28 protein-coding genes are annotated in these 25,448 nt (G+C 51.0%); 15 read left to right on the top strand and 13 right to left on the bottom strand.

Annotated features, from left to right (window positions below; genetic code table 11):
• Window positions 1-122: 122 nt before the first annotated feature.
• The 8 genes from IX84_RS04490 to IX84_RS04455 all read left to right on the top strand — a co-directional run bounded on the left by IX84_RS04490 (window position 123) and on the right by IX84_RS04455 (window position 7,130).
• Window positions 123-1,022: a glutamate--tRNA ligase family protein gene (locus IX84_RS04490; RefSeq protein ID WP_044216886.1), complete on the top strand. Its 900-nt coding sequence runs from the start codon at window positions 123-125 to the stop codon at window positions 1,020-1,022.
• Window positions 1,023-1,061: 39 nt separating this feature from the next.
• Window positions 1,062-2,186 (top strand): extracellular catalytic domain type 1 short-chain-length polyhydroxyalkanoate depolymerase, encoded by a 1,125-nt coding sequence (locus IX84_RS04485; protein WP_081968609.1) that lies wholly within the window; start codon window positions 1,062-1,064, stop codon window positions 2,184-2,186.
• A gap of 72 nt (window positions 2,187-2,258) precedes the next feature.
• On the top strand, window positions 2,259-2,801 hold the full coding sequence (locus IX84_RS04480) for an RNA polymerase sigma factor (protein WP_044217286.1): 543 nt from the start codon (window positions 2,259-2,261) through the stop codon (window positions 2,799-2,801).
• Window positions 2,798-3,193 carry an anti-sigma factor family protein gene (locus tag IX84_RS04475; RefSeq protein WP_044216884.1) on the top strand — a complete coding sequence of 132 codons (396 nt, stop codon included), beginning with the start codon at window positions 2,798-2,800 and terminating at the stop codon, window positions 3,191-3,193. Before IX84_RS04480 ends, IX84_RS04475 begins: the two co-directional genes overlap by 4 nt.
• Before the next feature lie 9 nt (window positions 3,194-3,202).
• Window positions 3,203-3,592: a hypothetical protein gene (locus tag IX84_RS04470; RefSeq protein WP_044216882.1), complete on the top strand. Its 390-nt coding sequence runs from the start codon at window positions 3,203-3,205 to the stop codon at window positions 3,590-3,592.
• Window positions 3,593-3,634: 42 nt separating this feature from the next.
• Window positions 3,635-4,417, top strand: coding sequence for a Spy/CpxP family protein refolding chaperone (locus IX84_RS04465; protein WP_044216881.1), 783 nt, complete (start codon window positions 3,635-3,637; stop codon window positions 4,415-4,417).
• 95 nt (window positions 4,418-4,512) lie between these two features.
• Window positions 4,513-6,069 (top strand): YifB family Mg chelatase-like AAA ATPase, encoded by a 1,557-nt coding sequence (locus IX84_RS04460; protein ID WP_044216879.1) that lies wholly within the window; start codon window positions 4,513-4,515, stop codon window positions 6,067-6,069.
• Between the two features lie 32 nt (window positions 6,070-6,101).
• The gene (locus tag IX84_RS04455; RefSeq protein WP_044216877.1) at window positions 6,102-7,130 is read left to right on the top strand and encodes an SPASM domain-containing protein; all 1,029 of its coding nucleotides are present in this window, start codon (window positions 6,102-6,104) and stop codon (window positions 7,128-7,130) included.
• On the opposite strand, the gene IX84_RS04450 is transcribed toward IX84_RS04455, so the two are convergent.
• The 7 genes from IX84_RS04450 to dnaN form a co-directional block, all read right to left on the bottom strand.
• Window positions 7,073-8,485 (bottom strand): DUF2851 family protein, encoded by a 1,413-nt coding sequence (locus IX84_RS04450; protein WP_063978248.1) that lies wholly within the window; start codon window positions 8,483-8,485, stop codon window positions 7,073-7,075. The two genes, IX84_RS04455 and IX84_RS04450, sit on opposite strands and share 58 nt — an antisense overlap.
• Before the next feature lie 391 nt (window positions 8,486-8,876).
• On the bottom strand, window positions 8,877-9,230 hold the full coding sequence (locus IX84_RS04445) for a hypothetical protein (RefSeq protein ID WP_044216875.1): 354 nt from the start codon (window positions 9,228-9,230) through the stop codon (window positions 8,877-8,879).
• 161 nt (window positions 9,231-9,391) lie between these two features.
• A complete protein-coding gene (locus IX84_RS04440; protein ID WP_044216873.1) occupies window positions 9,392-10,663 on the bottom strand; it encodes an NDP-hexose 2,3-dehydratase family protein in 1,272 nt (423 codons plus the stop codon).
• Window positions 10,656-11,078 carry a glycosyltransferase 61 family protein gene (locus IX84_RS04435; protein WP_044216871.1) on the bottom strand — a complete coding sequence of 141 codons (423 nt, stop codon included), beginning with the start codon at window positions 11,076-11,078 and terminating at the stop codon, window positions 10,656-10,658. Before IX84_RS04435 ends, IX84_RS04440 begins: the two co-directional genes overlap by 8 nt.
• Window positions 11,079-11,151: 73 nt before the next feature.
• Window positions 11,152-11,727 (bottom strand): nicotinate (nicotinamide) nucleotide adenylyltransferase, encoded by a 576-nt coding sequence (gene nadD, locus IX84_RS04430; protein ID WP_044217281.1) that lies wholly within the window; start codon window positions 11,725-11,727, stop codon window positions 11,152-11,154.
• A 16-nt stretch (window positions 11,728-11,743) separates the two neighbouring features.
• Window positions 11,744-12,196: a hypothetical protein gene (locus tag IX84_RS04425; RefSeq protein WP_044216869.1), complete on the bottom strand. Its 453-nt coding sequence runs from the start codon at window positions 12,194-12,196 to the stop codon at window positions 11,744-11,746.
• A gap of 94 nt (window positions 12,197-12,290) precedes the next feature.
• Entirely contained in the window at window positions 12,291-13,406 is a 1,116-nt protein-coding gene (gene dnaN, locus IX84_RS04420) for a DNA polymerase III subunit beta (protein ID WP_044216866.1), read from the bottom strand.
• 255 nt (window positions 13,407-13,661) lie between these two features.
• On the opposite strand from dnaN, the gene IX84_RS04415 reads away from it, so the two are divergent.
• The 6 genes from IX84_RS04415 (at window position 13,662) to IX84_RS04390 (ending at window position 20,022) form a co-directional block, all read left to right on the top strand.
• On the top strand, window positions 13,662-14,882 hold the full coding sequence (locus IX84_RS04415; RefSeq protein ID WP_160213660.1) for a M16 family metallopeptidase: 1,221 nt from the start codon (window positions 13,662-13,664) through the stop codon (window positions 14,880-14,882).
• A 297-nt stretch (window positions 14,883-15,179) separates the two neighbouring features.
• Entirely contained in the window at window positions 15,180-16,211 is a 1,032-nt protein-coding gene (locus IX84_RS04410; protein ID WP_044216865.1) for a rod shape-determining protein, read from the top strand.
• Between the two features lie 41 nt (window positions 16,212-16,252).
• Window positions 16,253-17,080 (top strand): rod shape-determining protein MreC, encoded by an 828-nt coding sequence (mreC, locus tag IX84_RS04405; RefSeq protein WP_052515757.1) that lies wholly within the window; start codon window positions 16,253-16,255, stop codon window positions 17,078-17,080.
• The gene (locus tag IX84_RS04400; RefSeq protein WP_044216863.1) at window positions 17,073-17,597 is read left to right on the top strand and encodes a hypothetical protein; all 525 of its coding nucleotides are present in this window, start codon (window positions 17,073-17,075) and stop codon (window positions 17,595-17,597) included. Before mreC ends, IX84_RS04400 begins: the two co-directional genes overlap by 8 nt.
• A 42-nt stretch (window positions 17,598-17,639) precedes the next feature.
• Entirely contained in the window at window positions 17,640-19,511 is a 1,872-nt protein-coding gene (gene mrdA, locus IX84_RS04395) for a penicillin-binding protein 2 (RefSeq protein WP_044216862.1), read from the top strand.
• A 13-nt stretch (window positions 19,512-19,524) separates the two neighbouring features.
• Window positions 19,525-20,022, top strand: a complete 498-nt coding sequence (locus IX84_RS04390) for a dihydrofolate reductase (protein ID WP_044216860.1) — start codon at window positions 19,525-19,527, stop codon at window positions 20,020-20,022.
• Here the strand turns inward: IX84_RS04390 and IX84_RS04385 are convergent.
• Both IX84_RS04385 and IX84_RS04380 read right to left on the bottom strand, forming a co-directional pair.
• Window positions 20,019-20,849 carry a glycosyltransferase family 2 protein gene (locus IX84_RS04385; protein WP_044216859.1) on the bottom strand — a complete coding sequence of 277 codons (831 nt, stop codon included), beginning with the start codon at window positions 20,847-20,849 and terminating at the stop codon, window positions 20,019-20,021. The two genes, IX84_RS04390 and IX84_RS04385, sit on opposite strands and share 4 nt — an antisense overlap.
• 13 nt (window positions 20,850-20,862) lie before the next feature.
• The gene (locus tag IX84_RS04380; protein WP_044216858.1) at window positions 20,863-21,630 is read right to left on the bottom strand and encodes a glycosyltransferase family 2 protein; all 768 of its coding nucleotides are present in this window, start codon (window positions 21,628-21,630) and stop codon (window positions 20,863-20,865) included.
• A gap of 105 nt (window positions 21,631-21,735) precedes the next feature.
• On the opposite strand from IX84_RS04380, the gene IX84_RS04375 reads away from it, so the two are divergent.
• Window positions 21,736-22,311: a nitroreductase family protein gene (locus IX84_RS04375; RefSeq protein ID WP_044216857.1), complete on the top strand. Its 576-nt coding sequence runs from the start codon at window positions 21,736-21,738 to the stop codon at window positions 22,309-22,311.
• A gap of 1 nt (window position 22,312) precedes the next feature.
• On the opposite strand, the gene hisA is transcribed toward IX84_RS04375, so the two are convergent.
• The 4 genes from hisA to hisB are packed head-to-tail and all read right to left on the bottom strand — an operon-like array spanning window position 22,313 to window position 25,422.
• Entirely contained in the window at window positions 22,313-23,038 is a 726-nt protein-coding gene (gene hisA / locus IX84_RS04370) for a 1-(5-phosphoribosyl)-5-[(5-phosphoribosylamino)methylideneamino]imidazole-4-carboxamide isomerase (protein ID WP_044216856.1), read from the bottom strand.
• A 1-nt stretch (window position 23,039) separates the two neighbouring features.
• Complete coding sequence (gene hisH, locus IX84_RS04365; RefSeq protein ID WP_044216855.1) at window positions 23,040-23,627, bottom strand: imidazole glycerol phosphate synthase subunit HisH; 588 nt, start codon at window positions 23,625-23,627, stop codon at window positions 23,040-23,042.
• Window positions 23,628-23,659: 32 nt separating this feature from the next.
• Complete coding sequence (locus tag IX84_RS04360) at window positions 23,660-24,229, bottom strand: Uma2 family endonuclease (protein ID WP_044216854.1); 570 nt, start codon at window positions 24,227-24,229, stop codon at window positions 23,660-23,662.
• A gap of 59 nt (window positions 24,230-24,288) precedes the next feature.
• On the bottom strand, window positions 24,289-25,422 hold the full coding sequence (gene hisB, locus IX84_RS04355; RefSeq protein WP_044216853.1) for a bifunctional histidinol-phosphatase/imidazoleglycerol-phosphate dehydratase HisB: 1,134 nt from the start codon (window positions 25,420-25,422) through the stop codon (window positions 24,289-24,291).
• Window positions 25,423-25,448: the final 26 nt, after the last annotated feature.

Here is a 25,448-nt window from a genome sequence, read left to right as displayed (position 1 = left end):
CCCCTGATGTAGGAGTTTTTTTGTGGAGTTGGCCCCTTGGGCGCCCGTCAGGATGATGGATATACCAGTGCGGGCCATTTCTCTTACTGCCCAGCGGAAAAACTCCGGGAAATACATGCACCATGACTTCTGCACCTTTGCGTACCCGGTTGGCCCCAACGCCCAGCGGATTGCTGCATCCCGGCAACGGGCTGTCCTTTATTATGACCTGGGCTGTTGCCCGTGCGAAAAACGGGCATGTCGTACTTCGTATAGATGACCTTGACAAAGCGCGTACCCGTAAGCCCTTCGTCGAAGATATATTCAGGACATTGGAATGGTTAGGTTTGGACTATGATGAAGGCCCAACCGGCGTAGATCACTTTTTTTCTCACTGGTCACAGCATACCAGGCTGGACTATTACCAGCACTTTCTGCAGCAGCTAAGGCAACAAGGGCAAGTGTTTGCCTGTACCTGTAGCCGAAAGCAAATCCAGGCACTTAGCCCGGATGGCAGTTATCCCGGCACCTGCCTTACCCGGGAACTAGGCTTTGATGCTCCCCAGACAGCATGGCGCATCCTGCCTCCGGAGCCGGGGCAATCCGTTGAGGTCAATAAGTGGCGCGAAGGGCAGCAAACAGCCACTTTGCAGGGAATTGACGCCTTTGTGGTGCGCCAAAAGAATGGGTTTCCAGCCTACCAACTCGCTTCTCTGGCTGATGATGAGCACTTCCGGATCAACTTTATCGTGCGTGGAGCTGATTTATGGGCATCTACACTTTCTCAGTTGTATCTGGCCGGACTGCTTGGTGTAGCCCGTTTTCAGCACTCGGTCTTCTGGCATCATGAGCTGCTGAAAGGGACAGATGGGGAAAAACTCTCCAAAAGCAAAGGTGCGGGGTCGCTGCAGGCTTGGCGGGAAGCGGGGGCGTCGCCGGCGGTATTGTTTCGCAAAGCTTCTGTAGCGCTGGGGCTGGCCGAGCGTGCTGAAAACCCTGAAGAATTGGTAGAGATGCTTATAAAAAGTACCCGCTTATCCTAAAAGGCCTATCTTGATGGGAAACCTAAATATTTCAATCTTATGCAAAAGTGGATACCCGTTTTATTGTGTATGCTGTTGCCAGTCAGCCTGCTACTGGCTCAGGAAACTGTTACCGGAAGTTTTGAATTTGATGGTCAGGAACGCGACTTCCGGTTGCGGGTTCCGCCTTCTTCCTTTGATGGGGCGCGCCCTTTAGTTTTCAATCTTCACGGCTTTGGTTCCAATGCTTTTCAGCAGGAAGCCTATGCTCAGATGAACCCTGTGGCAGATACTGCTGGCTTTTACGTTTGTTATCCCAATGGCATCAGCAATGCCTGGAATGTGGGTTGGACATTTGGGAGCACCGCTGATGACGTGGGCTTTATCAGTGCCCTGATTGATACCCTCGCAGGTCAGTACTCAATCGACCCGGAGCGGATATATGCCTGCGGTATGTCCAATGGTGGCTTCATGAGCTACCGCCTGGCCTGTGAACTTAACGACCGTATAGCTGCTGTTGCCTCAGTGACCGGAAGTATGGTACCAGCCTACGTTAGCGAGTGTGTGCCCGGCCGGCCGGTGCCAGTCCTGGAAATCCATGGTACAGAGGATGCTACTGTCCCCTATGAAGGACAGCCCTTGTTGGCGATTTCTATTGAGGAGCTCCTGGCGTTCTGGAACGCGAACAACAGCTGCGACGGAGATGCTGCGATATCTGAGCTACCCAATACTAATAGTACAGATGCTTCTACCGTATCGTTTATCGAATCTGCAGGCTGCGCGGATCGGGGCGACGTCTGGCATTACCGCATTAATGGTGGCGGTCATACCTGGCCGGGTTCGCCTTTTGCTATTGGTGTGACAAATCAGGATATCAATGGTAGTGCCGAGATCTGGCATTTCTTCTCCCGGTATACCGTCAGTGGGCTTTCCTCTTCAGCGGACCACCCTGAGCCCGTCCGGTTAGCGCTTTTCCCTAATCCAACCCGCGGGCAGGCAGAGGTCATCCTTCCCGAATCAGGAGGTGAGCTCATGGTTGTAAATGCTGCCGGTCAGCCTGTCATTCGTCAGCTTATAGAAGACCGCCATGTCACGCTCGATTTGTCTGCTTTACCCACGGGTGTTTACTGGGTGAGAGCCCGGCAGGGCGGGGCAGTTAGCATAGGTCAGTTACTTCGGCAATAAAAAAATGGAGCGGCAGGGAAAAAAACAGGACTTGAGGTTGTCTGACCCATGAAAGCAACCGAAAAAAGCTGCATGCCCGAAACCAATGACTGCATAGAACGCGCCAAAAGAGGCGATACCCAAGCCTTCCGTTTGCTGGTTGAGCAGCATGAGGGGCAGGTACGGGCAATGGCACGCAGCATGTTGGGAGCGGTACCGGAGGCGGACGATGTGGCACAGGAGGTTTTTATCCGCCTGCATCAGGCGCTGCCGGATTTCCGGGGAGATGCGAAGCTGAGTACTTATCTCAGCCGTATTGCGATTAACCTTTCCCTGAATGAGCTGAAAAGGCGTAAGCGCAAAGGGCGTTGGCTCACATTTACCCGGTCAGATGGCCCGGAGCTGCAGGTGGAAGATACTGCAGCCCGGCCCGAGCGTCAGGATTTACAGGATGCACTACAGCAGGCGATGCAACAGCTTGGCCCTGAGTTTCGCGCGGTAGTCACCTTGCGCCTGATGAAGGGGTATTCCGTAAAGGAGACCGCTGATATTCTGGGGCTGCCACAGGGCACTATAGCCTCACGTTTGGCAAGGGCACAGCAGAAATTAAGATTAATTTTAGAACCATGGCTATGAAAGACGAAGCATATTATCAGGGCTTACTTGCCCGGTCTTTCGATGAAGAACTGGACGATGGAGACCGGGCTGATCTGGAACAGGCACTGCGTACTTCCTTCGAGCTGCGTCAGCAGGCAGGTCAATACCGGAAGCTGCGCGAGGCTTTCCGTTCTATGCCAGCGCCGGAAAGTAAAGCCTTTACAGATGCAGTTATGCAAAAAGTAAAGCAAACCGTTGCTGATCGTGTACCGGTCCGATGGTTGTACTGGGCTGCTGCCGCAAGCATAGCGGTCATACTTCTGGCGGGGGGCAGTGTCTACTGGTCGGCAGGGAGTTTCTCTCCCGATGCTCTGGTAGGTGTGAGCGAACTGGCACCGGAAGATGCCGTCACTTTACTTCAGGCCTATTAATCTATAATCATGAGCCGACTACAGCTTTTACTGATTGGGTTTTTACTGCTTGCTGCCGGATTTGCAGGAGGCTGGGCCACCCACCGGAGTATGGTCGTAGACCGCATGCACGATGTGGCCCGGATGCGCAAATCAGGTGGTTTTGAAGACTTCCTGTACCGGCGCATACAGGCTACTCCGGAGCAGCAAAAGACGCTTGACCCCATCGTGCAACGCTACGGCGTGCGCATTGACAGCATACACCATCGTTTCGGGGTTGACCGCCGTGCGATGATTGACCAAATGCACGAAGAAATAAAACCTTTGCTAACTGAAGAGCAGGTTGAAAAATTAAATCGGTTTTCCCGACGTTTTGAGATGCGGGATGGCCATCCTAAAAAAAGGCGGCAGCGGGATTAAACCCCGTGGCGCCTTTATCATCAAACATCAAAAATTATCGCTATGAAAAAGGTATTTTTGAACGCTGGCTTCTTGCTGGCAGCACTGTTTTTGACCGCAGGTGCGGTATGGGCACAGCCACAAAGCCATCACCGTGGCGGCAATGGCAGCCCCTTTAAGGCTATTGAAGAACTTAAGGAAGAGCTACAGCTAACGCCCGAACAGGAAAAGGCGATTGAAGAATTAAAGAAAGAGACACGTAACGCTCAAAAAGAAGCCCGAAACGCAGAGCGTACCCGGAAGCAATCGATGCACCAAGCGCTCAAAAGCGAACTGGATGCTATCCTGACGCCTGCTCAAACGCAAATACTGGAAGCTCATCATGAGGCCAAAAAAGCGGAGGCTAAAGCTATGCGTGACAAGATGCGCGAGTACCATGAACAAAACGTAGCGCCGGTCTTGCTGGAGCAGCGCAAAAAGCTGGAGCTCAAAATCAGTGACGAGGATAAAGCAACGCTTGCCAGGATTCGTACAGAACGGCAGGGCTCCCGCCCGCACAAGGCTGACGGCCACAAAGCTGCCTCCCGACCCAATGGGGACGAACTCTCAGCATTGGTACAAAAGTACGATGAGGAAATCAGCATGCTGATGGAAGAGATCAAACCCAAACGGGAGCAGTGGGAAAAGGATATGAAAACCATGAGTGAAGCTAACCGTCCGGAGCGTAAAGGCAAACAGGGCATGAAAAAGGGGGCGCATCGTCCAAAGCCAGATTTCCAGAAAGTACGGTTCTTGCTTATGGATCCGGCAAAAGGACCGGAATTTGATAATAATAACCGGTACTAAACCAAAAAATCCTTAACTTAGGGTGTGAAAATGCTCCCGGAGCTTACAGGTTTCGGGAGCATCTCTCTGTATAACCACTAAAGGAAAAGACACCCATGTTAATCAAAACCTATGCAGGCGCCGTACAGGGCGTGGATGCTCAAACCATTACCGTAGAAGTTAACGTTGGCGGAAAGGTTGCAACGGACAAAAATTTCTATCACCTGGTAGGCCTTCCGGACAATGCGGTTCGTGAAGGCTTTTCTCGTATGGAGGCTGCTATGCAGAATATCGGGTTCAAAATGAAACGGATCAAAACTGTTGTGAACCTTGCCCCCGCCGATATCCGAAAGGAAGGCTCGGCTTATGATTTGCCTATTGCGATTGGAGTGTTGGCGGCCTCTGAGCAGATTGACGGCAGTGCTCTGGATCAGTATATCATGATGGGTGAGTTGTCACTTGATGGTAGCCTGAGGCCTATTCGTGGCGCCCTGCCGATTGCTATTCAGGCCCGGAAGGAGGGCTTTAAAGGGTTTATTCTGCCCAAAGAGAATGCCCGTGAAGCAGCAATTGTAAATGAGCTGGATGTGTATGGGGTGAGCAGCCTGAAGGAAGCTGCCGATTTTATTAACGGCGATCTCAAGATCGACCCCAAAATGGTGCTGACCCGTGATGAGTTTTTCGAGCAGCAGAATATCTTCGATATTGACTTTTCTGATGTGAAGGGGCAGCAAAATATTAAGCGGGCCCTCGAAATTGCAGCTGCGGGTGGGCATAATGTAGTCCTGATCGGGCCTCCCGGAGCAGGCAAGACCATGCTGGCGCGCCGCATGCCGACGATTTTGCCTCCTCTGAATTTGCACGAGGCGCTTGAAACGACCAAGATACATTCGGTAGCAGGTATGTTGCCTCCTGATTCGGCTCTCATTGCCAACCGCCCATTCCGGTCGCCTCATCACACCATTAGTGATGTAGCGCTTGTGGGGGGAGGTAGTAACCCTATGCCTGGAGAGATATCTCTGGCGCATCACGGCGTACTGTTTCTGGATGAGCTGCCCGAGTTCAAACGGACGGTCCTGGAAGTATTGCGGCAGCCCATGGAAGAACGCCGGGTGACCATATCCCGGGCACGGATGACGGTAGACTACCCGGCTAATTTCATGTTAGTCGCCTCCATGAACCCCTGTCCGTGCGGGTATTACAATCATCCGGACAAGGAATGTGTCTGCGGCCCGGCTCAGATCAACCGGTACCTCAATAAAATCTCCGGTCCGCTGTTGGACCGGATTGATTTGCATGTGGAAGTGACGCCGGTATCTTATGATGAGTTGGCAAGTAAGGAAATGCCAGCCGAATCGAGTAGTGAAATTATGGCGCGGGTCATCAAAGCAAGAGAGATTCAGGCTGAACGCTATAAGGATGCTCCGGGCGTTAATGCCAATGCGCAAATGTCGGGCAGACAGGTTCGGGAGTTTTGTGAAATCGGGCAGGCCGGCCGGATACTGGTCAAGAAGGCCATGGAAAAGCTACAGCTCTCCGCCCGGGCTTACGACCGGATACTAAAGGTAGCCCGAACGGCAGCCGACTTGCACGAGAGTGAAAATATCGAAATAGAGCACCTGGCCGAGGCTATACATTTCAGGAGCCTCGACCGTGAAGGCTGGGCAGGATAGTACGCTGATGTAAATAATAATCCCAGCACTGTATGATGATCCACACCGCTGATGCACTTAATTTTTTGCGCAAACTAACCATACATAGAGTTTGGAATGCCATAAAGGTCTGGTCCTCCTATTGGGTGACCCGGCTTTTGCGGCGACCTGTACAGTGGGGATTACCTATCACTATTTCCGTAGAGCCGACTACTGCCTGCAATTTGCGGTGCCCGGAATGCCCAAGCGGTCTCCGGTCTTTCACCCGGCCCACCGGAAACCTGAAGAAAGATTTCTTCCGGCAGATCATCACTGAACTGGGCGACCGACTGATCTACCTGATTTTTTATTTTCAGGGAGAGCCTTATATCAATCCGGAGTTTCTCAATATGGTGGAGCATGCCTCAAAGCGGGGGATTTATACCATCACTTCCACCAACGGGCATTTTTTGAACAAAGCGAATGCTCAGAAAACGGTGGCGTCAGGGTTAGACCGGCTCATCATCTCTGTGGATGGCACTACACAGGAGGTATACGAAAACTACCGCAAGGCAGGCAATCTCGAGACGGTACTTCAGGGTGCAAGAAATGTTGTGGCTGCAAAACGTGAAATGAAGGCCTCAAAGCCGCATATCATTTTTCAGTTCCTGGTGGTACGGCCAAACGAGCATCAGATACCGGAAATTTACCGCCTGGCGGAGGAAATAGGTATTGATGAGGTCCGCCTGAAGACCGCACAGGTATATGACTACGAGCAAGGCAACCCGCTTATTCCACTCAACGAGCGCTACTCCCGCTACGCCCGGCAGGAAGATGGCACCTACCGGGTCAAAAATCAGCTGCTTAATCACTGCTGGAAACTCTGGCATGCCTGTGTCATTACCTGGGACGGGCTGGTAGTGCCCTGCTGCTTTGACAAAGACGCACAGCACCAACTGGGCGACCTCAAGCGCAGTTCGTTTGCCGAACTGTGGCAGGGTACGGCATACCAGCAATTCCGGATGCAGCTGCTACAGGGGCGTGATCAAATTGACATCTGCACCAACTGCACAGAAGGCTGCAAAGTATGGGAGAAAGCCTGATTGTATTCCAGATCAAATAAAGACCAATCCTTATCCCAGTCCTCTCCAATCATCTCATTCAGCCAGGGCTCTTCGGCTTTAGAGGTTGGCTTGAGCAGGGCATTGCCAATGGCGCACTCCAGGCATCGCTTGGGGGTGCAGTATTGCTGTTTTAGTTGCAGTAATGCCTGCGTATGGTAGGCGGAGCCGGCTTTTACGCCAAGGTGTTTCCATTCCCTAATCACTTTGTTTTGCTCCGGGGGGAGTTTTTCGAGGATATCCAGACCTTTATCCCTTATGCGGTCATCTCCTTTGCGGGTACCATAGAGGAAAAGCATGGGAGCCACAGTATTGATAATGACCGAACGGACAGTCTGTTCACCGAGGGCTTTGGCTTTGCGCTGAGAGGCTCTGTCAAAGGTATAGTGGTCCCACCAGTAGTTAGAAAGCTTGATGGTGAAGAAGTTGTTGAGCTCCGTAAGGTCATGGGCTGCCATGGCTTTGCTGAACCACCCTGCCTGTTGATAAATCATAGTAGCCAGCTGTGCAATACGGATGGTGGGGAAGTTGGCAGGCCGGAGCCGCAGGTATTTCCAGGTTTGGCGCGGCATAGGCGTCAGCCCGTGCTTTTGTTTCAAAAAGCGGTATTCCTGTTGCAGCCGCCTGGGGTACTCGTCTTCGAAAGTGTCTTCCAATAGGCCGGATTGTCCAAACAGCAGTGCTTCTACCTGGAACAGGCTATGGCGGTATTTGTAAAGCAGGAGCAGAGGTGTACGTTCTGCCAGCATTTGCATAGGCTCGGCGTTGACTTTTCCGCCCATACTGCGAGCCATAAACTGGTAGAAAGTTTCTTCCCAGCCTTCCCTGTTGCGTTCCAATTGTTCCATAATCTTACTGGCCCGGCTTTCCAGCCGCTCTGCAGCCATGCGGTCCAGCCATAGGTTGAGGGTGAGTTCGCTAACTTGTCCAAGCGTATTGGCGCAGGGCACCCATTGCTCACTTTGGATCAAACGTTGGTAATGTGCGGCCAACCTTCTTGAGATACGCTGCTTCATTTCCAGGCAGGGGATGGAAGTACCGTTGCCTCGTTGAATGGGCGCATCGTCTTCGTAGACAACATGTAGGATTACGTTGTCGTAGGCAGTGTCCGTCTGATGCCCGTGCTGTAGCCAGTCTGAGCTGCGTAGATGCATTTCTACATTCCCCGCCCAAACGGTATCACCGATCCGCAGCCTTGCGTTCAGAAAATCTGGCCCGGCGTGGGTGTTGAGTTGGCCGGGGTGCAGGACTTCCACTGCTTCTCCATCGGTCGTTTGAAGCGCAGTAGCATTAAAGCGGCGCATACGCCAGGCATAATGAAGGAGTTCCTCTTTCATGATTTTGGTTTTTTGGTAGTTATATCTATACACAAAATCCGGCAAGGCAGCTCCCACTCAGGAGAACTCTTCGTAGAAACACAGTTGGTATCCGGACCACTCTGTAAAGCCCGGCGGAGAACTGAGACGCTCAGGTTGCCCTGCTGCTCTGAAAGCGGTAAAGCCTTAAGCGCCGAGTTTTCCATACAGGCCAACTCAGTCTAATTAGCAGTTTCCTGGTGGAAGCCACTTGCCGCAAATCAGTAAAATGAGTCATGAAAATCTGCCTTAATGGCAGGGGACGCGAAATTATCGTGGAGCAAGAGTTACAGAAATAAGCGCAAATCGACTATAAGTCTGACACAAATATAGTGGTTATTGTTGTTTATTGCAAATTTGGAAAACAAAAAATTTATATATCCCAAAAAGACCTTGGCCTGCGAAGGACTACGATAGTGTCGCGCAGCGTAATGAAGAAGTAAATAAGTACAGCAAGCCCAGGTATGATCAGGCTCCAGTAGCCAGCCAGCCAAAACTTGAGCGGCAGAAGGAGGAGGATGCTGCCGAGCAACAACAAATAGGGCTTGCGGCTGCGGTAGGCGTAGGCTACTATCAGGTGGAAAGCGCTACCCGTTTGCCAGAGCGCAAGGCCCGCCACTACTGCAAGCGCCCAAAGCCACCATTTGCCTAAGACCACTATCATTGCAAGGGCAATTAAAACAGACTGGCCTACAAGGTCAAGCTTCATTCTGTATTGGCTGATCATATTTTCTTGTTTGTTCCTGTTTGAAACCTGTGAGGCTTAATTCAAGTTTATCCAAAGGTAAGCTTTTTTATAAAACTTTCAATAATTTATGAAAGTTAAAGTTTTGGTTTTACTCTTGCGTGGACCCAACCAAGCGCCGGCTTCAGAGGTGGCAGATCGGTCTAGGCTTCAAATATCAGAGGGTTAAGCTGCTCAATCAGGAGCGAGCAGAGGCCTCGAAGTTGGATGTTGCAGAGGTTTGAAGTGCTTAGTATGTGTTTTAGGTTGTCAATGCCCACCCAAAACTGGTTTTCCCGAATATCAAAATCATTGTTCACTTCGATAAGCTGGAACTCGAATTCGTGGTTGATGAATCGCCCTCCTTCATCAGACTGAGCAAACCTGGCAAAAGGAGGAGGAAGGTTGTTGACTTCCGGAGTGTGAGTGTCCTCCGGATAAAAAAGGTAAGAAGGTGATATCGAAAAAGAGGAGGGCGTACCTTTCTCTTCTTCTACAGTAAGCAGGAATACGCGTTGCCCGGACAGCTTGCTGCAAAGCAATATGGCTTTTCCTCTTCCCTCAGCTCTCCAAAGCGGCTGCGTCCATCCTTGTACTTCCCGGTGGTTGGTCTCGATTTGGTAGAGCCCGATTTCCTGATTGTTTTTGTTAATGCGTATAGCTTGGTCTTCAATGGAGAAGGCACTTGATTGATCAATCGGAATGAACTTGTTCCTGCAGTTAACGGAGTGGCTCTTTTTTAAATAGTACTCCAGTATTGCTGACGACTGAGTTTGTTCAGGATGCGCATTTTGACCGGATAGGGAGTCCCATTCAAATACAGCAATAAGAGAGCGCAAATCGGTATTGAGGATGAAATCCATTTTTACTGCTTCAGCCAGGACAGGCAGCGGCAGCCAAATATAGGTATCTGCTGTTTCCAGCAGGGCGCTGACAAGCGCAAAATTGTGCCACTTTGTTTTTTGATAATAGCGTTTTCCGAGGTCAAGCTGATTGGTGGAATGGAATCCAGTTACATGACGATGGCCAGAGTAGAGGTAGTCCAGATAAGGGTTTTTCTTACCGTTATGAAGGCGGAGAAAATTAGCAGGAGTAGACTGAATGGTGGGGCCCAGTTGTATGACCCCGGTATTTCCAGGCTCAATTCGGGCCTGAGTGAGTACGTAGGGGCCCAAGCCCTTTTTCGAGGGACAAATGAGGAGGCCTGTAACAGCGCTTTGAGGCTGGAAAAGATAAAGGGTATCGGAGTCGTCCTCCATATCATTCAGGCCAATGACATGGAAAAACCCTCCGGTTTTATGCGAAAGCATGCCGTCTTTAAACAGCCACTCTTCCTGAGCGTCAAAGGAGGTCCGTTTTATACGGAAGGAAGAGGTGTGCAGCGTTTCGGATAAGAAGGCTTTTAAATCCGCTAGGGTATGGGCAACTTTAGGCATAGGTCTTAATCAGTTTATCGAATTGGAAGTCGAGGAAACTTGGAAAGTCTGTTTCTGTAAGCCGTTCAACCAGGAATAATTTTAAAATGCAGCAATAGTTATAGATATGGAAGGAGCCCTTGCCCATGGGGTTGACCATTAGGACCAGGCTTCCCGGCCTTAACCAAAGCATATTGGCAAGGTCTGCGCCCCGGATGGCTATCACTCCGTCTGCGTTATAAAAGGTATGAATCTGCTCCACAAGCGAATACTTGCCAGGCTCGTAAATAGTGGCGGAGATTTCGTGTTCCCGCAGCAATTGCATACCCTCTTCCAAATGCAGCATTGATCTGCGGGACTTACCGTATCCTTTCTTCCGGGCTTGTCCGTTTTCACTGTAATAGGCAGGCATCTCTGAGCGCTTAAGGAGGAGCATCCCTGCTGCAAGTTGGCAAATTCAGCCCAAAGGGTGAAATCCCAACATAGTCTTAAGCCCTTCTGTTGGATATTCAACGATAAATAGCAACCTCCTCCAAATACCGGTAAACAGCATCAGGCACCAGGTACTGCACAGACTGTCCGGCTTTCAGGCAATTGCGGATGTAGCTGGCGGAAATCTGCATCAGTGGGGCTTCCACAATTTTAATACTGGGGTGCTGCTGCAGTTCACCCAAATCATGGCTGGGGCGCTGGTAGACAAATATTTCATGATCGCGGAGCAGCAGCTCGTAGTTTTTCCATTTGTGCAAAGTCGCCAGATTGTCTCCGCCCATGATAAGGACGAACTGCCGGGAGGGGTATTTTTCCTTCAGGTAGGAGAGGGTATCCACGGTGTAGGAAGGTTGGGGGAGCCCAAACTCAACATCTGAAGCTTTTAACTTTGGGTTATCGCCAATGGCCAGTCGAACGAGGTGGAGCCGGTCATGGTCCCGGGCGAGCGTTTTTTTAGGCTTAAGCGGGTTGTGGGGAGAGACGACCATCCATACCTCCTCCAGGCCTGTTTGTGTGGCCATAAAATTGGCGATGATCATATGCCCAACGTGAACGGGATTAAACGAGCCAAAGAAGAGCCCCACTTTCGGCATGCTCATGGTTTCAGGTTTATTCTTGCATCATTTCACGGACCAGGCTGTCAGGTAGCTGCTCCAGAATGTCATTGTCGATCTGTATCTCTTCCTGAGGTGCATCCACCAGCCACTGGCCGTTGAGTTTTACCAGGTGATAGTCGGAAGTGTAGCGCTCGTATTGATCTTCCAGCACGCACTGACACCGCAGCGTATCCTTTTTACCCTCACAATTGACAGAAAGGAATTCGGTATGAAAAAGGGTGCTGTCGGGTTGTTCTTCTTCCACAATAGCTTTCAGCTCATCCAGCCAGGCTTTACCGGCAGGCGTGCTCAGGGCTTTTGCTTTTTCAAGCAGATTTTGGTCTACAAAGCGCTGGTATTGTTTCAAAACGGCTTCCGGTTCACTGGGAGGGGGAGGGGCATCACTACCACAGCTTCCAAAGAGCACCACCATGATCACCGCAGGCCACAGGTTGTTGTATTTCATATTGCGTTTGGTTGTGGGTTAGGACCGCTTCAGGCCTGGCAAAAACAAAGGCGAGCCATTGTCGACAATGGCTCGCCTTCAGAGCATCGGCAAATTAGTTGCTCAGCATCACTGGCATGACCAGCATCAGAATTTCTTCGCCCTCGGTTTCTTCCGCCGGCACCATAATGCCAGCGCGGGTGGAAGTGGAGAGTTCAATTTTAACTTCATCACTTTCCAGTACGCCCAGCATTTCCACCAGGAATTTGGCATTGAAACCAATCGTTAGTGGCTCCCCTTCGTAGGTGCAAGCCAGTTGCTCGGTTGCCTCGTTGGAAAAGTCGAGGTCTTGGGCAGAGATGGTCAGGCTGCCGTCATTGATGTTCAGGATAACCTGATTGGTGGTTTTGTTGGCGTAGATGGCAATCCGTTTGAGGGAGTTCTGGAAGTCTGAGCGTGACAGGCTCAGCGTATTCGGGTTATCTACGGGGATAACCGCGTTGTAGTCCGGGTAACGTGCATCAATGAGGCGGCAGACCAGTTGAGTATCTCCAAAAGAGAAAAAGGCGTTGGCACTATTGAAGGCAATGTCAATGTCTTCATTTTCCGGAAGGCTGCCTTTGAGCAGGTTCAGGGCTTTCTTTGGAACGATGAAAGACGTGGAAACCTCGCCACCGATTTCATTGAAAGTATACTTCACCAGTTTATGGGCATCCGTAGCGACCAGGATCAGCTTATTGAAGTCGACCTGAAAGTATACACCCGTCATTGCCGGGCGCAGCTCATCGTTGCTCGCTGCGAAGATGGTCTTGGTAATACCGTGCGTCAGAGAACCGCCCGGCATGGAAATCTTATCAACGGAATCCGGCTGCGGGATACTCGGGAAGTCCTGCCCATCTTCGCCGGCAAGTTTGTATTTACCATAGGCAGAGGTGATTTCAATGCCGAAATTTTCGTCATTTACTGTGAAGGTGATAGGCTGTTGCGGAAGCGCCTTGAGGGTTTCCAGCAGGATTTTAGCAGGTACGGCCACTTTGCCATCTGCATCAGCCATCACTTCGATTTCAGTGGTGATGGAAGTTTCCAGGTCGGTTGCCGCAATTTGCAGCTTGTTGTTGTCAATGGTAAAGAGGAAGTCTTCCAGAATAGGCAATACCGGGTTAGAGCCAATGGCGCCACCTGCGATTTGCAGGCGCTTAAGCAATTCTGATGAGGAAACGCTGAACTTCATAGGTATATCCGCTAGGGTTTGAGAATTTGTTGAATTTGGAGGCTTGCCTTCTCATGGTTATGCCGGCTTGCTTTGTTGGCGGCCGGCTTGCAAGCATTATAGCAAACAAAAGTAAATTTTTTTGCTCATTTTCGTACTATCGAATAACCAACAGACTGTTAATAAGTTGAATTATTGCTTTTTGACTCTTTGAATAAAAAATTTATGCCTGACCGATCGCAGCCGCCTGTTATCAAAGATATCCAAACTCTGCACTTGCCGAAACCGGAAATTTTCCATTTAGACAACGGCATACCTGTTTACGTTACCAATATGGGCACACAGGATGTCATTCGAATGGAGCTGGTTTTTTTTGCAGGGCGCACCTACGAAGACAAACAACTGGTAGCCCGTGCCACGTCAAGCTTACTACGCGAGGGGACGCGGCACTACACTGCTGCCCAAATTGCGGAAGCTACGGACTTCTATGGCGCAACGCTGAGCCTGCCCTTCAACCTTGATACGTCGAGCATAGTGCTGTACAGCCTGAACAAGCACTTTGCAGACACCCTGCCCATTTTGCAGGATATGCTAAGAGAGCCTTTGTTTGCCGCAGAAGACCTGGAGGCTTACATCAGGCGCAATCAGCGCCGGCTGGCCGTTGATTTGGCTAAGAATGACACCCTGGCTTATCGCCTCATCACGGAGCAGATTTTTGGCAGTTCTCATCCGTATGGTTATAACAGTACCAGTGAGGCTTATCTGGCTCTGTCGCCGGCTGACCTGAAGAAGCATCATCAAAGGCTTTACAATGCTTCCAATTGTTTGTTATTTATCAGTGGGCGGGTAACGGATGAGGTGAAGCAGCTACTGAACAAAGCTCTACGCGATGCCCTGAGCCCCGGAGAAAAGCCAGCGCCTCGTGTTCCTGTTCCGGATGGCCAGCCACAGTCTACTTTTGAGCGGCGCCCTGATACCCTGCAGTCTGCTGTTCGTTTAGGAAGGAGAGGGCTCAACCGCCACCACGGGGATTTCTATGGGCTGTATGTGCTTAATACGCTACTTGGCGGCTACTTCGGCTCTCGTCTGATGACCAACATACGGGAGGAAAAAGGCTATACCTACAACATTTACAGCATGTTGGAAACCATGCGGTATGACGGTTCCCTGCTCATCGGCACGGAGGTCAGCCCGGAGTATGTAGAGCCTACTCTTCGGGAAATTGAACGGGAAATGAAAATACTGCAGGAGACATTGGTTGATGAAGAGGAGCTGAAGATGGTCCGGAATTTTTTGCTGGGCAACTTTTTGACCATGCTGGATGGTCCGTTCAACGTTTCGGAAGTCATCCGGACTTTAGTACTCGACGATCTCCCTTTGAGCACCTTTGACGAATTGGTGTCAACGGTACAAAACATTGACGCTGCAGCCCTGCAGGGCCTGGCTCAAAAGTACCTCAACAAAGCAGACCTGTGGCAGGTCATCGTTGGCCCTTAGCTCATTTAATTTGCCCTTAAATTCTTCTTATTGACCAAAAAAATGCGTTGCTTTGCGAGTCGGTAACTTTTACAGCAGCAGGAATCCGGCCTGGCAGGCTGCAAACAGCCCTTTTTTGATAAAAAGAAAGCCCGGCAGGCAATTTATTTTTAGAAAACCATACCCCTGATATAGGAAAAATTGCTAATTTCCATCGTTGTAGAGCCTCGACAGTAGCCGGAGAGATCTGTGCTCCTGTATCGGGTGCGCCGACACCATGTTCGAAACACGATACTATTAACCAGGACAAAGGTTTTAATGAAACTCTTCAGCTTTTTTACCCAAGAACTTGCTATTGACCTTGGTACTGCCAATACACTTATCATTCAGGACGGTAAAATCGTCGTGGATGAGCCCTCTATTGTTGCAAAAAACCGCCGTACCGGTGAGCCTATTGCCGTTGGCAACAAGGCCATGCAGATGCACGAAAAAACACACGAAGATATAAAAACGATCCGCCCGCTTAAAGATGGTGTTATTGCTGACTTTCAGGCTGCGGAGGATATGATCGAAGGCATGATTAATATGATCGGCCGCCGCCGCCGCTTCTTCACCCACATGAAGATGGTAATTTGTATTCCTTCGGGTATCACAGAAGTGGAAAAGCGTGCCGTATTTGATTCAGCAGACCACGTAGACTCCAAAGAAACTTACCTGATCCATGAGCCTATGGCGGCTGCGCTGGGTATTGGCCTGGATGTGGAGGAGCCTGTTGGCAATATGATTATTGATATAGGCGGGGGCACTACTGAAATTGCGGTGATCGCGCTTTCAGGTATCGTTTGTGACCAGTCTATCCGCATCGCTGGAGATGAATTTACCAGCGACATTATGAGCTACATGAAGCGGCAGCATAATATTCTCATCGGGGAGCGTACAGCAGAGCAGATCAAAATCAACGTTGGCTCTGCACTGCACGAACTGGAGAACCCACCTGAAGATTTTGCGGTCAACGGGCGGGACCTGATGACGGGTATTCCCAAGCAGATCATGATTTCTTACAGCGAGATCGCTCACTCCCTCGATAAGTCTATCTCAAAAATTGAGGATGCCATTTTGAAGGCACTGGAAACTACGCCACCTGAACTTGCATCCGATATTTACCGTACAGGGATTTACCTGACTGGTGGTGGTGCGCTCATTCGCGGGCTGGACAAACGTATTGCTCAGAAAACGAAGCTTAAGGTGCACGTTGCTGAGGATCCGCTCCGTGCAGTAGTATTGGGTACCGGCATAGCGCTTAAGAATACCGACCGTTTTTCTTTCCTGATTGACCGGAAGAGCGTGTAGGAAAGCCAAATCACTGAACTTTTAAAAAACAACCGCCAGCCATGAGAGGCCTATTGCAGCTTTTTGCAGCTTATGGGAACTTCCTGCTTTTTGGTTTCCTGGAGCTGCTCGCCCTTATTCTGGTGGTCAGTTTCAATCAGCGTCAGGGTGCGATCTGGGATAATTCCTGGGGAATGGCTACTGCCGCGTTGGATCAGTCCGCAGACTGGCTGGGAGAACAATGGGCCCTGCGCGATGAGCTGATTAAACTGCAGGGCGAAAACATACGCCTCATGGAGCAGCTTGACAACGCAAGGTACTCCAATGCGGTGCGGCAGGATACCTTTCTGAAAGATTCCACTGAGCAGCTCTTTTCGTATATCCCTGCCAACGTAATCAGCAACTCCACCATAGGCACAGCTAATTACCTGCGCCTCGATAAAGGCTCAAATCATGGGGTCCGGCCCAATATGGGCGTTGTTTCTTCGGATGGTATCGTGGGGGTGGTCAGAGCCGTGACACCCCATTACAGCCAGGTGATGTCGCTGCTGCACCGGGAAACCCGCATCAAAGCAGCTCTGTCCAACTCCGGTTATTTCGGGACACTCACCTGGAACGGCAAAAACGCCCGGCTGATGCAACTGGAAGCGATCCCCAAGCACGCGGTGGTAGCGGAAGGTGATACCGTGGTCACCAGCGGATATTCCCAATTGTTCCCGTACGGACTACCTGTCGGGACTGTAAAGTCTTTTGATTTTTCGGGAGGTGGGAATTTTTATAACATACAGGTCATGCTGCGCAATGACCTTAATAAGTTGCGTTATGTCTACGTCATTGAAAATGAGATGTGGAAAGAGCATAAGGAATTAGACGAAGCGGTCAATGAATAATACGGTCATTTGGAATATCATACGGTTTTTTGTCCTGCTGGCGCTGCAGGGGCTCTTCTTAAAGCGCATCTCTGATGGTTGGGTGACTGGCAGCCTGTACATCAATGTCTTTCTCTATCCGTTGTTTATTTTGCTGCTGCCGTTGCAGACGCCCCGTACTGGTGTTTTGCTGCTGTCCTTTTTGATGGGGATCGGTGTAGACCTGTTCTATGACTCTCCGGGTGTTCATGCTGCCGCTTTAACAGCTATGGGGTATGCCAGGGCCCTCTTTTTAAGCCTGTATGAGCCCCGTGAAGGGTACAAGCTAAATGATAAACCTACACCTGCCGGTCTTGGTATGAACTGGTTTATGAAGTATTCAGCGTCCCTGATGGTGTTGCACCTGCTGGTTTACTTTAGCGTTGATGCCTTTTCGCCCATTTATATTTTGGGCATACTTTTACGTACCTTTTTCACCTTTGTCTCCTCAATGGCGGCGGTCTTGATCTTTGTTTTTATCTTCATGCCTAAACGCTGACCCAGGGTTTAAGCGTTAATTGTTCACTGAAATTATTTTGAAGTGGCAGATACATTTAGCAGACGGCAATACATCATACGGAGCCTCTTTGTGTTGGCGGCATTCGGGCTGATTTATCGTGCCTTCCAGCTACAGGTACTGGACTCCACCTACAAGGAAAATCCCGACGCCACAGCAATTGATGAGCAGGTTGTCTATCCGGCACGGGGCACCATCTACGACCGCGATGGTGAAATACTGGTCTACAACGTACCCATGTATGACCTTATGGTTACTTACAATCAGCTGAATGAGGACATGGATACGGCTGCTTTTTGCGAACTGCTGGGTATAGAGCGCAGTTATTTTGAGCAGACCCTCGACAAAAACTGGCGTGACCCAAGGTATTCCAAATCAGTTCCCTTCCCTTTTCTGACTCAATTGTCCGCAAAACAGTTTGCAGCATTGGAGGAGCGCCTCTACCAGTTCCCGGGCTTTTCCCCTCGCCTGCGCCATGCCCGTGGCTATCCTCATGACAACGCCTGTCACGTTCTTGGCTATATTCGGGAAGCGGATCAAAACGACATTAAACTCTCTGATGGCAAATACGAGCCCCGGGACTACTTGGGCAAAAGTGGGCTGGAGCTTTCCTACGAAGATACCCTGCGCGGTGAGAAAGGCATGTCTCTGATACTAAAAGACAACCTGGGCCGTGAAGTAGGGCCCTATAAAGATGGTGAACTTGATGTGGATGCCGTTTTTGGGAAGGACCTGATTACGACTATTGACCTCGATTTGCAAGCCTACGGTGAGTTGTTGATGGAGAATAAAATAGGTGCGGTAGTCGCTTTGGAGCCTACCACCGGAGAGGTGTTGGCCATGATCAGTTCGCCAAATTACAATCCAAATCTTCTTGCCATCGGGCACGGCAAAGGCAATCCCTACGGCCGGCTTTCAGTAGATAAAACGCAGCCCCTGTTTGACCGCAGTATTATGGGGCAGTATCCGCCTGGGTCGCTGTTTAAGACCATCGTAGCTTTGGTCGGCATGCAGGAGGGCTATCTGGACCCCAACCGTACCATTCCCTGCTCTGGCGCCTACTACTTCAACGGAATGCGGCTCACCGGCTGTCATGGCCACCCCACCTGCCTCAATGTAGAAATGGGAATTCAGCATTCCTGCAACGCCTACTTTGTTACTGCTTTCCGCGAAATCGTTGACGGACCGGGGGGCTTCCGTAACCCGGAGAAAGGGCTTGATCTTTTCAACAGCTACCTGGATAAGTTTGGCCTGGGCAAACCACTCGGGATCGACCTGCCCAGAGAGCAAAGCGGATTCTATCCCACCACACAATTCTACACGGACTACTTCAATAAACAGCAGGAGGGGCAGCGCTGGAACTCCGTTTGGATCCGCTCCCTGGGCATTGGGCAGGGGGAGCTGCAAATGACCAACCTGCAAATGGCAAACGTAGCCGCCACTATCGCTAACCGGGGCTTCTATGTAACCCCGCACCTGGTCAGAGGTTACCGGGGAAGCGGCGTAGATGTGCCTATCCCTGACCGGTTCACCAGGCGCAACTACGTCGGGATTGACAGTTCCTACTTCGAAATCATTGCTAACGGCATGGAAAAAGTAACGGTCTCCGGTACAGCACGCATGGCTTATATACCGGATATCCCGGTCTGTGGAAAAACCGGTACAGCCGAAAATCCCCATGGTGAGGATCACTCGGTTTTCTTTGCTTTCGCGCCTAAAAAGGACCCGAAGATCGCTATCGTCGTTTATGTGGAGAATTCAGGTTTTGGCGGTACTTACGCAGCACCTATCGCCAGCCTGATGATTGAAAAATATATGACGGACACCATTAGTGACAACCGGCAGTGGCTCGAAAAGCGTATGCTGGAAGCCAATCTTCTGCCTGAACTACCCTAACGAATATTAAAGCATGATTTTATCCGCTATCGTAGCCACTGATAAAAACGGAGTTATCGGAAAAGACGATGATATCCCCTGGCATCTGCCGGCGGATTTGAAATATTTCAAGCGCCGTACGCTCAATCATCACGTCATCATGGGGCGTAAGACCTTTGAGTCTATCGGCCGCCCCTTGCCGAAGCGCACCAATATTATCGTTACCCGGAACCCTTTCTTTATGGTGTCTAACTGCCTCGTGGCAGGGAGCCTTCAGGAGGCGATAGATCTGGCGCGCAACAACGGTGAGGACGAAGCCTTTATCATCGGAGGTGGTACCATTTATGAACAAGCTATGCCCCTCATAGACCGGCTCTATCTTACAGAAGTGGATACAGAAGTGGAAAACGGAGAGGTGTTTTTCCCGGCGGTAGATCCTGCTGTTTGGTCCGAAGTATCGAGTGAGGCGCATCAGCCGGATGAGAAAAATCCCCACGCTTACACCTTCAAAGTACTGGAGCGCAAAGCTTAAGCTTCTGTTTGTTTGATGCCATAGGGCGTCCACACTGACCTGGCTTTGCGCGTATGTTCCCGGATAGCCTGATTACGCTCAAGGCTTTCTTTTGTCATATAGCCTCGGGCGTGGTCCAGGTGCAGCAGTATGGCACGGTGCCTGATCTGTTTGCTTTTTAAGCCTAAGTTGAACAGGCGTTCTCCCAACTCCCGGTCTTCACCGCCGTATTGCATACGTTCGTCAGCGCCATTCACAGCAAGCACATCTGCTTTCCAAACCGAAGTGTTGCAGCCATTGAAGCTGGCTTTGGTAGGTGTGGCAAAATCCCAAAAGGCGCCCCAGCGCGGGCTTGCACCAAGTTTGCGCAGCTGACTGCGCCCCTCCAGTCCACGGGCTTTGAGCCAGGCCGGGTCAAAGCATTGCTGGGTCTGAATATCCTCTGCTGATATGGCCTCGCTCAGGGGCATAGGGAGCTTGCAGTAACCACCAGAAAGGAAATAACCAGGTTCGGCAAATTTTGCATGCGTCTCAAGAAAATCGGCACGGGGGATACAGTCTCCATCCGTAAAAAGCAGGTAAGGATAGCGGGTATCTGCCGTAGCTTTATTCAGAATAGCTGTTTTTTGAAAACCATTGTCTTCGTGCCAGATATGCCGGATCGCAAAAGGGCTGTCTTTTTGGTGTTGGTTGATTAGCTTTCGGGTTGCTTCTCCGGAGCCATCATCAGCAATAACGACCTCAAAATGCGGGTAGGTTTGCTGTTGGTACCCCAGCAAAACCTTATGCAACCATTCGGGCTGATTGTAAGTGGATATAATGACGGATATCTGCAATGGTTGTTCCATTTTCTGGCATAACTTATTTGGCAGGACGACGGTTGAGTTCCCACAAGCGGGCATATTTCAGGAAGTTGAAACCGGCGGCCATACAGCAATAAAGAAAACCGTAAAGGCCATCCAGAAAACCCCGCTTCAGAATATAAAGTTTGAAAAACTTAAAATAGGGCCCCAGGATTAAATCCCTGAATAAAGAAACGCGTTGCCCTTCTGCATTTTTGAATGTTGCATCAATGTCCGCAAACTTTAGGAGCTGTTCGGCATGTTCCAATACGTTGCGGTAGGGGTAGTGGTGCAAATCCGCAGGCAAATGCCGAATCTGTTCTTTGGGCAATATAACCCTGTCGTGTGGGTTAGTGCCGCCCCACTGCCCCTGCCGCCGGTCCCAAAGCCGGGTTTTACGGTCGGGGTACCAGGCGTAGCGCAGCCAACGCCCGCAGTAGTTGTTTAGCCGGTTGAAGGCATAGCCGTTGGCAGCCCAGTTTTGTTTTACTGCCAGGATAGCTTTAGCCATCTCCTCGGGAACCCGCTCGTCGGCATCAAGCGAAAGCACGTAGTCGTACTTCGCCTGCTGCATGGCGTAGTTTTTTTGCTCAATATGCCCCTTGAACGGGTGCTGCAAAAAACGCACGCCGAGTTCCTGGCAAATAGCCGGGGTCTCATCTGTACTGAAAGAGTCGACCACTACGACCTCGTCCACCACCGGCAGCATCGATTCGATGCAGGCGCGGATGTGCCTCGCTTCGTTTAGCGTAATGATAACACCAGAAATGCTGACAGGGTTACTCACGGTACGGTCCTATGGTTGAGCCGCAAAATTACGCTTTTTTCAGGAGCAGGCAACGGAAACAAAAGGGCCACTTCAGGTGTCTATTCAAAAAACTAAAGAGACCACATGAGCTTTACGCCTGAACAAACCACTGAGCTGATCCGCCGCCGCCGGGCGATTTTCCCCAAGACCTATATTGATAAGCCTATTCCAAAGGCTATCATTGAGGAGGTACTGGAAAACGCCAACTGGGCACCTACTCACCGGTTTACAGAACCCTGGCGCTTTCGCGTATTCACGGGCGACTCCCGTGCGCGGTTGGGTGAGCGGCTGGCTGAGTTGTACAAAATGAAAGCGCAGGGCGAATTGTTTTCTGAGCGGAAGTACGAGAAGAACTTGCAAAAGCCGCTACGCTCCGGTTGCGTGATTGCCATCTGCATGCAACGCGACCCCGAGGAAAGTGTGTCGGAGTGGGAAGAAATCGCTGCGGTGGCTTGTGCGGTTCAAAATATGTGGCTGACCTGCACGGCACACGGCATCGGTAGCTACTGGAGCTCTGCCAAAGCCCTGCAGCAAGACCGCGAATTTCTCAACCTACAGGAAGGGGAGCGCTGCCTGGGGCTGTTCTATATGGGCTATCACAACCTGCCGGAACTGCCTGGCAAACGGGGGCCGATTGAAGAGAAGGTAACCTGGATGTAATTCAGCTCTTCAGCACCCACTGCTCCAGTTCCTGCAGTGAAATCTTATTTTCGTAGATAGCTTTGCCGATGATGGCACCAAAACAGCCAATGTCCCGGAGCTCGTCCAGCTCGTCCAGGCTGCTGATGCCACCGCTGGCAATCAGTTGCAGGCCGGTGAATTCCAACCGGATATCCTTGTACAAAGGCAGGGCGGTGCCCTCGAGCAAACCATCCTTGGAGACATCGGTGCAGATGGTGTACCTGATGCCTTTCGAGATGTAGCCTTCCAGAAACGGGAATAGCTCCTGCTCGCTTTGCTCCTGCCAGCCACTGACGGCAATTTTCCCATCCTTTACGTCGGAGCCCAGTATGATGCGCTCTGCCCCAAAACGCTGCAGCCAGGCTTCGAATACCGCCGGTTGCTTCACTGCTATGGTGCCGCCGGTAACTTGCTTAGCGCCGCTATCAAAGGCTACCCTCAGGTCTTCATCTGACTTCAGCCCGCCGCCGAAGTCGATATGCAGGTTGGTCTTCGTCGCCAGCGTTTCCAGTACCTTGTAGTTGACGATCTGCTTGGCTTTAGCGCCGTCGAGGTCGACCAGGTGCAGGCGCTGCAGGCCATGTGCTTCGTAAGCCTTCGCTACCTCCAGCGGGTCTTCGTTATAAACTTTCTTGCGGTCGTAGTCGCCCTGTGTCAGGCGCACGCATTTGCCTTCAATAATGTCAATAGCGGGGATGGGGTGCATACTAAAGTTGGATAAAGTGCTTAAGAATGGCTTCGCCTACCTTGCCCGATTTTTCCGGATGGAACTGAGTGGCGTAGAAATTGTCTTTTTGCAACGCAGAGCTGAAAGGCAGTACATGTTCGGTGGTCGCAGTGGTATAGGGCCCCTGCTCCACGTAGTAGCTGTGCACAAAGTAGACGTATTCCCCTTCCAGCCCGGGGCTAAACAGCCCGTCGCCCAGATTGCGGATGCTGTTCCAGCCCATGTGGGGGATTTTTTCACCCTGCTTTGGGCGGAAGCGCACCACTTCCTGTGGGATAATGCCCAGGCAATCGGTATCGTTTTCTTCAGAATGCCGGCACAACAACTGCATGCCCAGGCAGATACCCAGTACCGGCTGCTTCAGGTTGCGGATGACCTCGTCCAGCCCACGCTCCCGAAGATAAGCCATAGTGGTATTCGCTTCGCCCACGCCGGGGAAGATCACCTTTTCGGCGGCTTGTATTTCGGCAGCGTCTCCAGTCAGGTGTGCTTCAATGCCCAGGCGCTGCATGGCGAACTGTACCGACCGGACGTTGCCGGCGTTATAATCGATGATGGCTACTTTCATAAGTATTGTGGAGTGAAAAGGTCTTGCCCAGGTTAGAATGCGATACCACGATAAATTTCTGAAACCGTGATGTCGAACCCGGCGATCCGGAGCTTTTGCTGTGGGCTATCCAAATAGGTGTTTTCCCATCGGCGCTCGTCAATTCTGTTAAAAACCTCAATATACATCCGGTCCTGTGCAATCATAAAATACTGCTGCAGGCTTGGGATCATTCGGTAGCAGCGCCATTTTTGTACGCGGTCCACCTCTTCTGTTGTCTCGGATAAAACCTCCAGAATAGCAAAAGGATTCAGCGTTGCCTTCATACGGGCCGAATGTTGATGGAAAACAGGCTGACCTTTGACCACCATGACATCCGGATAATAGTTCAATTGACAATCGGGGACAAAAAGCATCCGGTCGCTGGGGTATTTGCGATAGTCTGTGCCCTTTAACAGTGGGTGCAGCTCACCAATGATATTGCCCACAATCATGCCGTGCTCATCTGAAGAGTAGCCCATAGGTGCAATTTTCCCTTCATGGAAAAAGTGCTTTTCGTCCGCTTGCTCTTCCAAAGCAACATACTCTTCCAAAGTATACCGTCTTGTCGCTACTGCTTCCATGAAAAAATCTGTTTTAGCCTAAAGTAGTGGTTTCGCCTAATAAATGCAAGGGGTGAATTTTATAATACGCCCTTCGTGCTTGGCAACTGCAAATGCTCCGTATCCCGGCGTTTCGCCATTCGGATGGCCCGCGCCCAGGCTTTGAAGATTGCTTCAATTTTGTGGTGCTCATTGGTGCCTTCCACTTTGATGTTCAGGTTGGCTTTGGCCGCGTCGGAAAAGGACTTGAAGAAGTGGAAAAACATCTCGGTAGGCATATCGCCAATTTTCTCCCGCTTGAATTCCGCCTCCCAAACGATCCAGGGGCGACCACCGAAGTCAATGGCTACCTGTGCCAGGCAGTCGTCCATTGGCAGGGCGTAGCCGTAGCGCTCCAGGCCGAGCTTGTCGCCCAGCGCTTTGGCGAAAGCCTCGCCCAGTGCCAGTGCGGTGTCCTCTATGGTATGATGCTCGTCCACTTCGAGGTCGCCACTGACCTTGATAGCCAGTTCGAGCCCACCGTGGCGCGCCAGTTGGTCGAGCATATGATCGAAAAACCCCAGCCCGGTATCAATCTCACTCTTGCCCGTGCCGTCCAGGTCGAGCTGTATGAGAATGTCGGTTTCCTTGGTGGTCCGCTGTACCTTAGCAGTGCGTTCGCTCAGGCGCAGGAAGCGGTAGATGTCGCCCCAGTCGGTGGTGGTGAGGGCAATAGCTTCATGTACGGCCCGGTTGTCCCCTTCGACCTCATCGGCTCCAAGGTCAGGCTGATTGTTGAGCCAGATGCCCTTTGCGCCCAGATTTTTGGCCAACTCCATATCCGTCAGGCGGTCGCCCACGACAAAAGAATTCGCCAGGTCATAATCGCCGTTCATGTAGGGGGTCATCAGCCCGGTGCGCGGCTTACGGGTAGGGGCGTTGTCTTCCGGAAAACTTCGGTCAATCAGCACGTCAATGAAGGGGATTCCCTCGGCCTCAAAAGCGCTCATCATCTTCCGGTGCGCCGGCCAGAAAGTCTCCTCCGGGAAAACCTCTGTACCCAGCCCATCCTGATTGGTGATCATGACGAGCTCGAAGTCCAGTTCTTTCACAATACGGGACAGGTGCTGAAAAACACCGGGATAGAAATCCAGCTTTTCCAGACTGTCGATCTGATAGCCTTCCGGCTCCAGGATAAGCGTACCATCGCGGTCCAGGATCAATAGTTTCTTCATCCTGCAAAGGTAGCAAATTCAAGGTT

This window comes from Phaeodactylibacter xiamenensis (assembly GCF_000759025.1).
GTDB lineage: Bacteria > Bacteroidota > Bacteroidia > Chitinophagales > Saprospiraceae > Phaeodactylibacter > Phaeodactylibacter xiamenensis.
The sequence above is the reverse complement of the archived record's forward strand: the minus strand, read 5'-3'. Positions and strand labels throughout refer to the sequence as shown.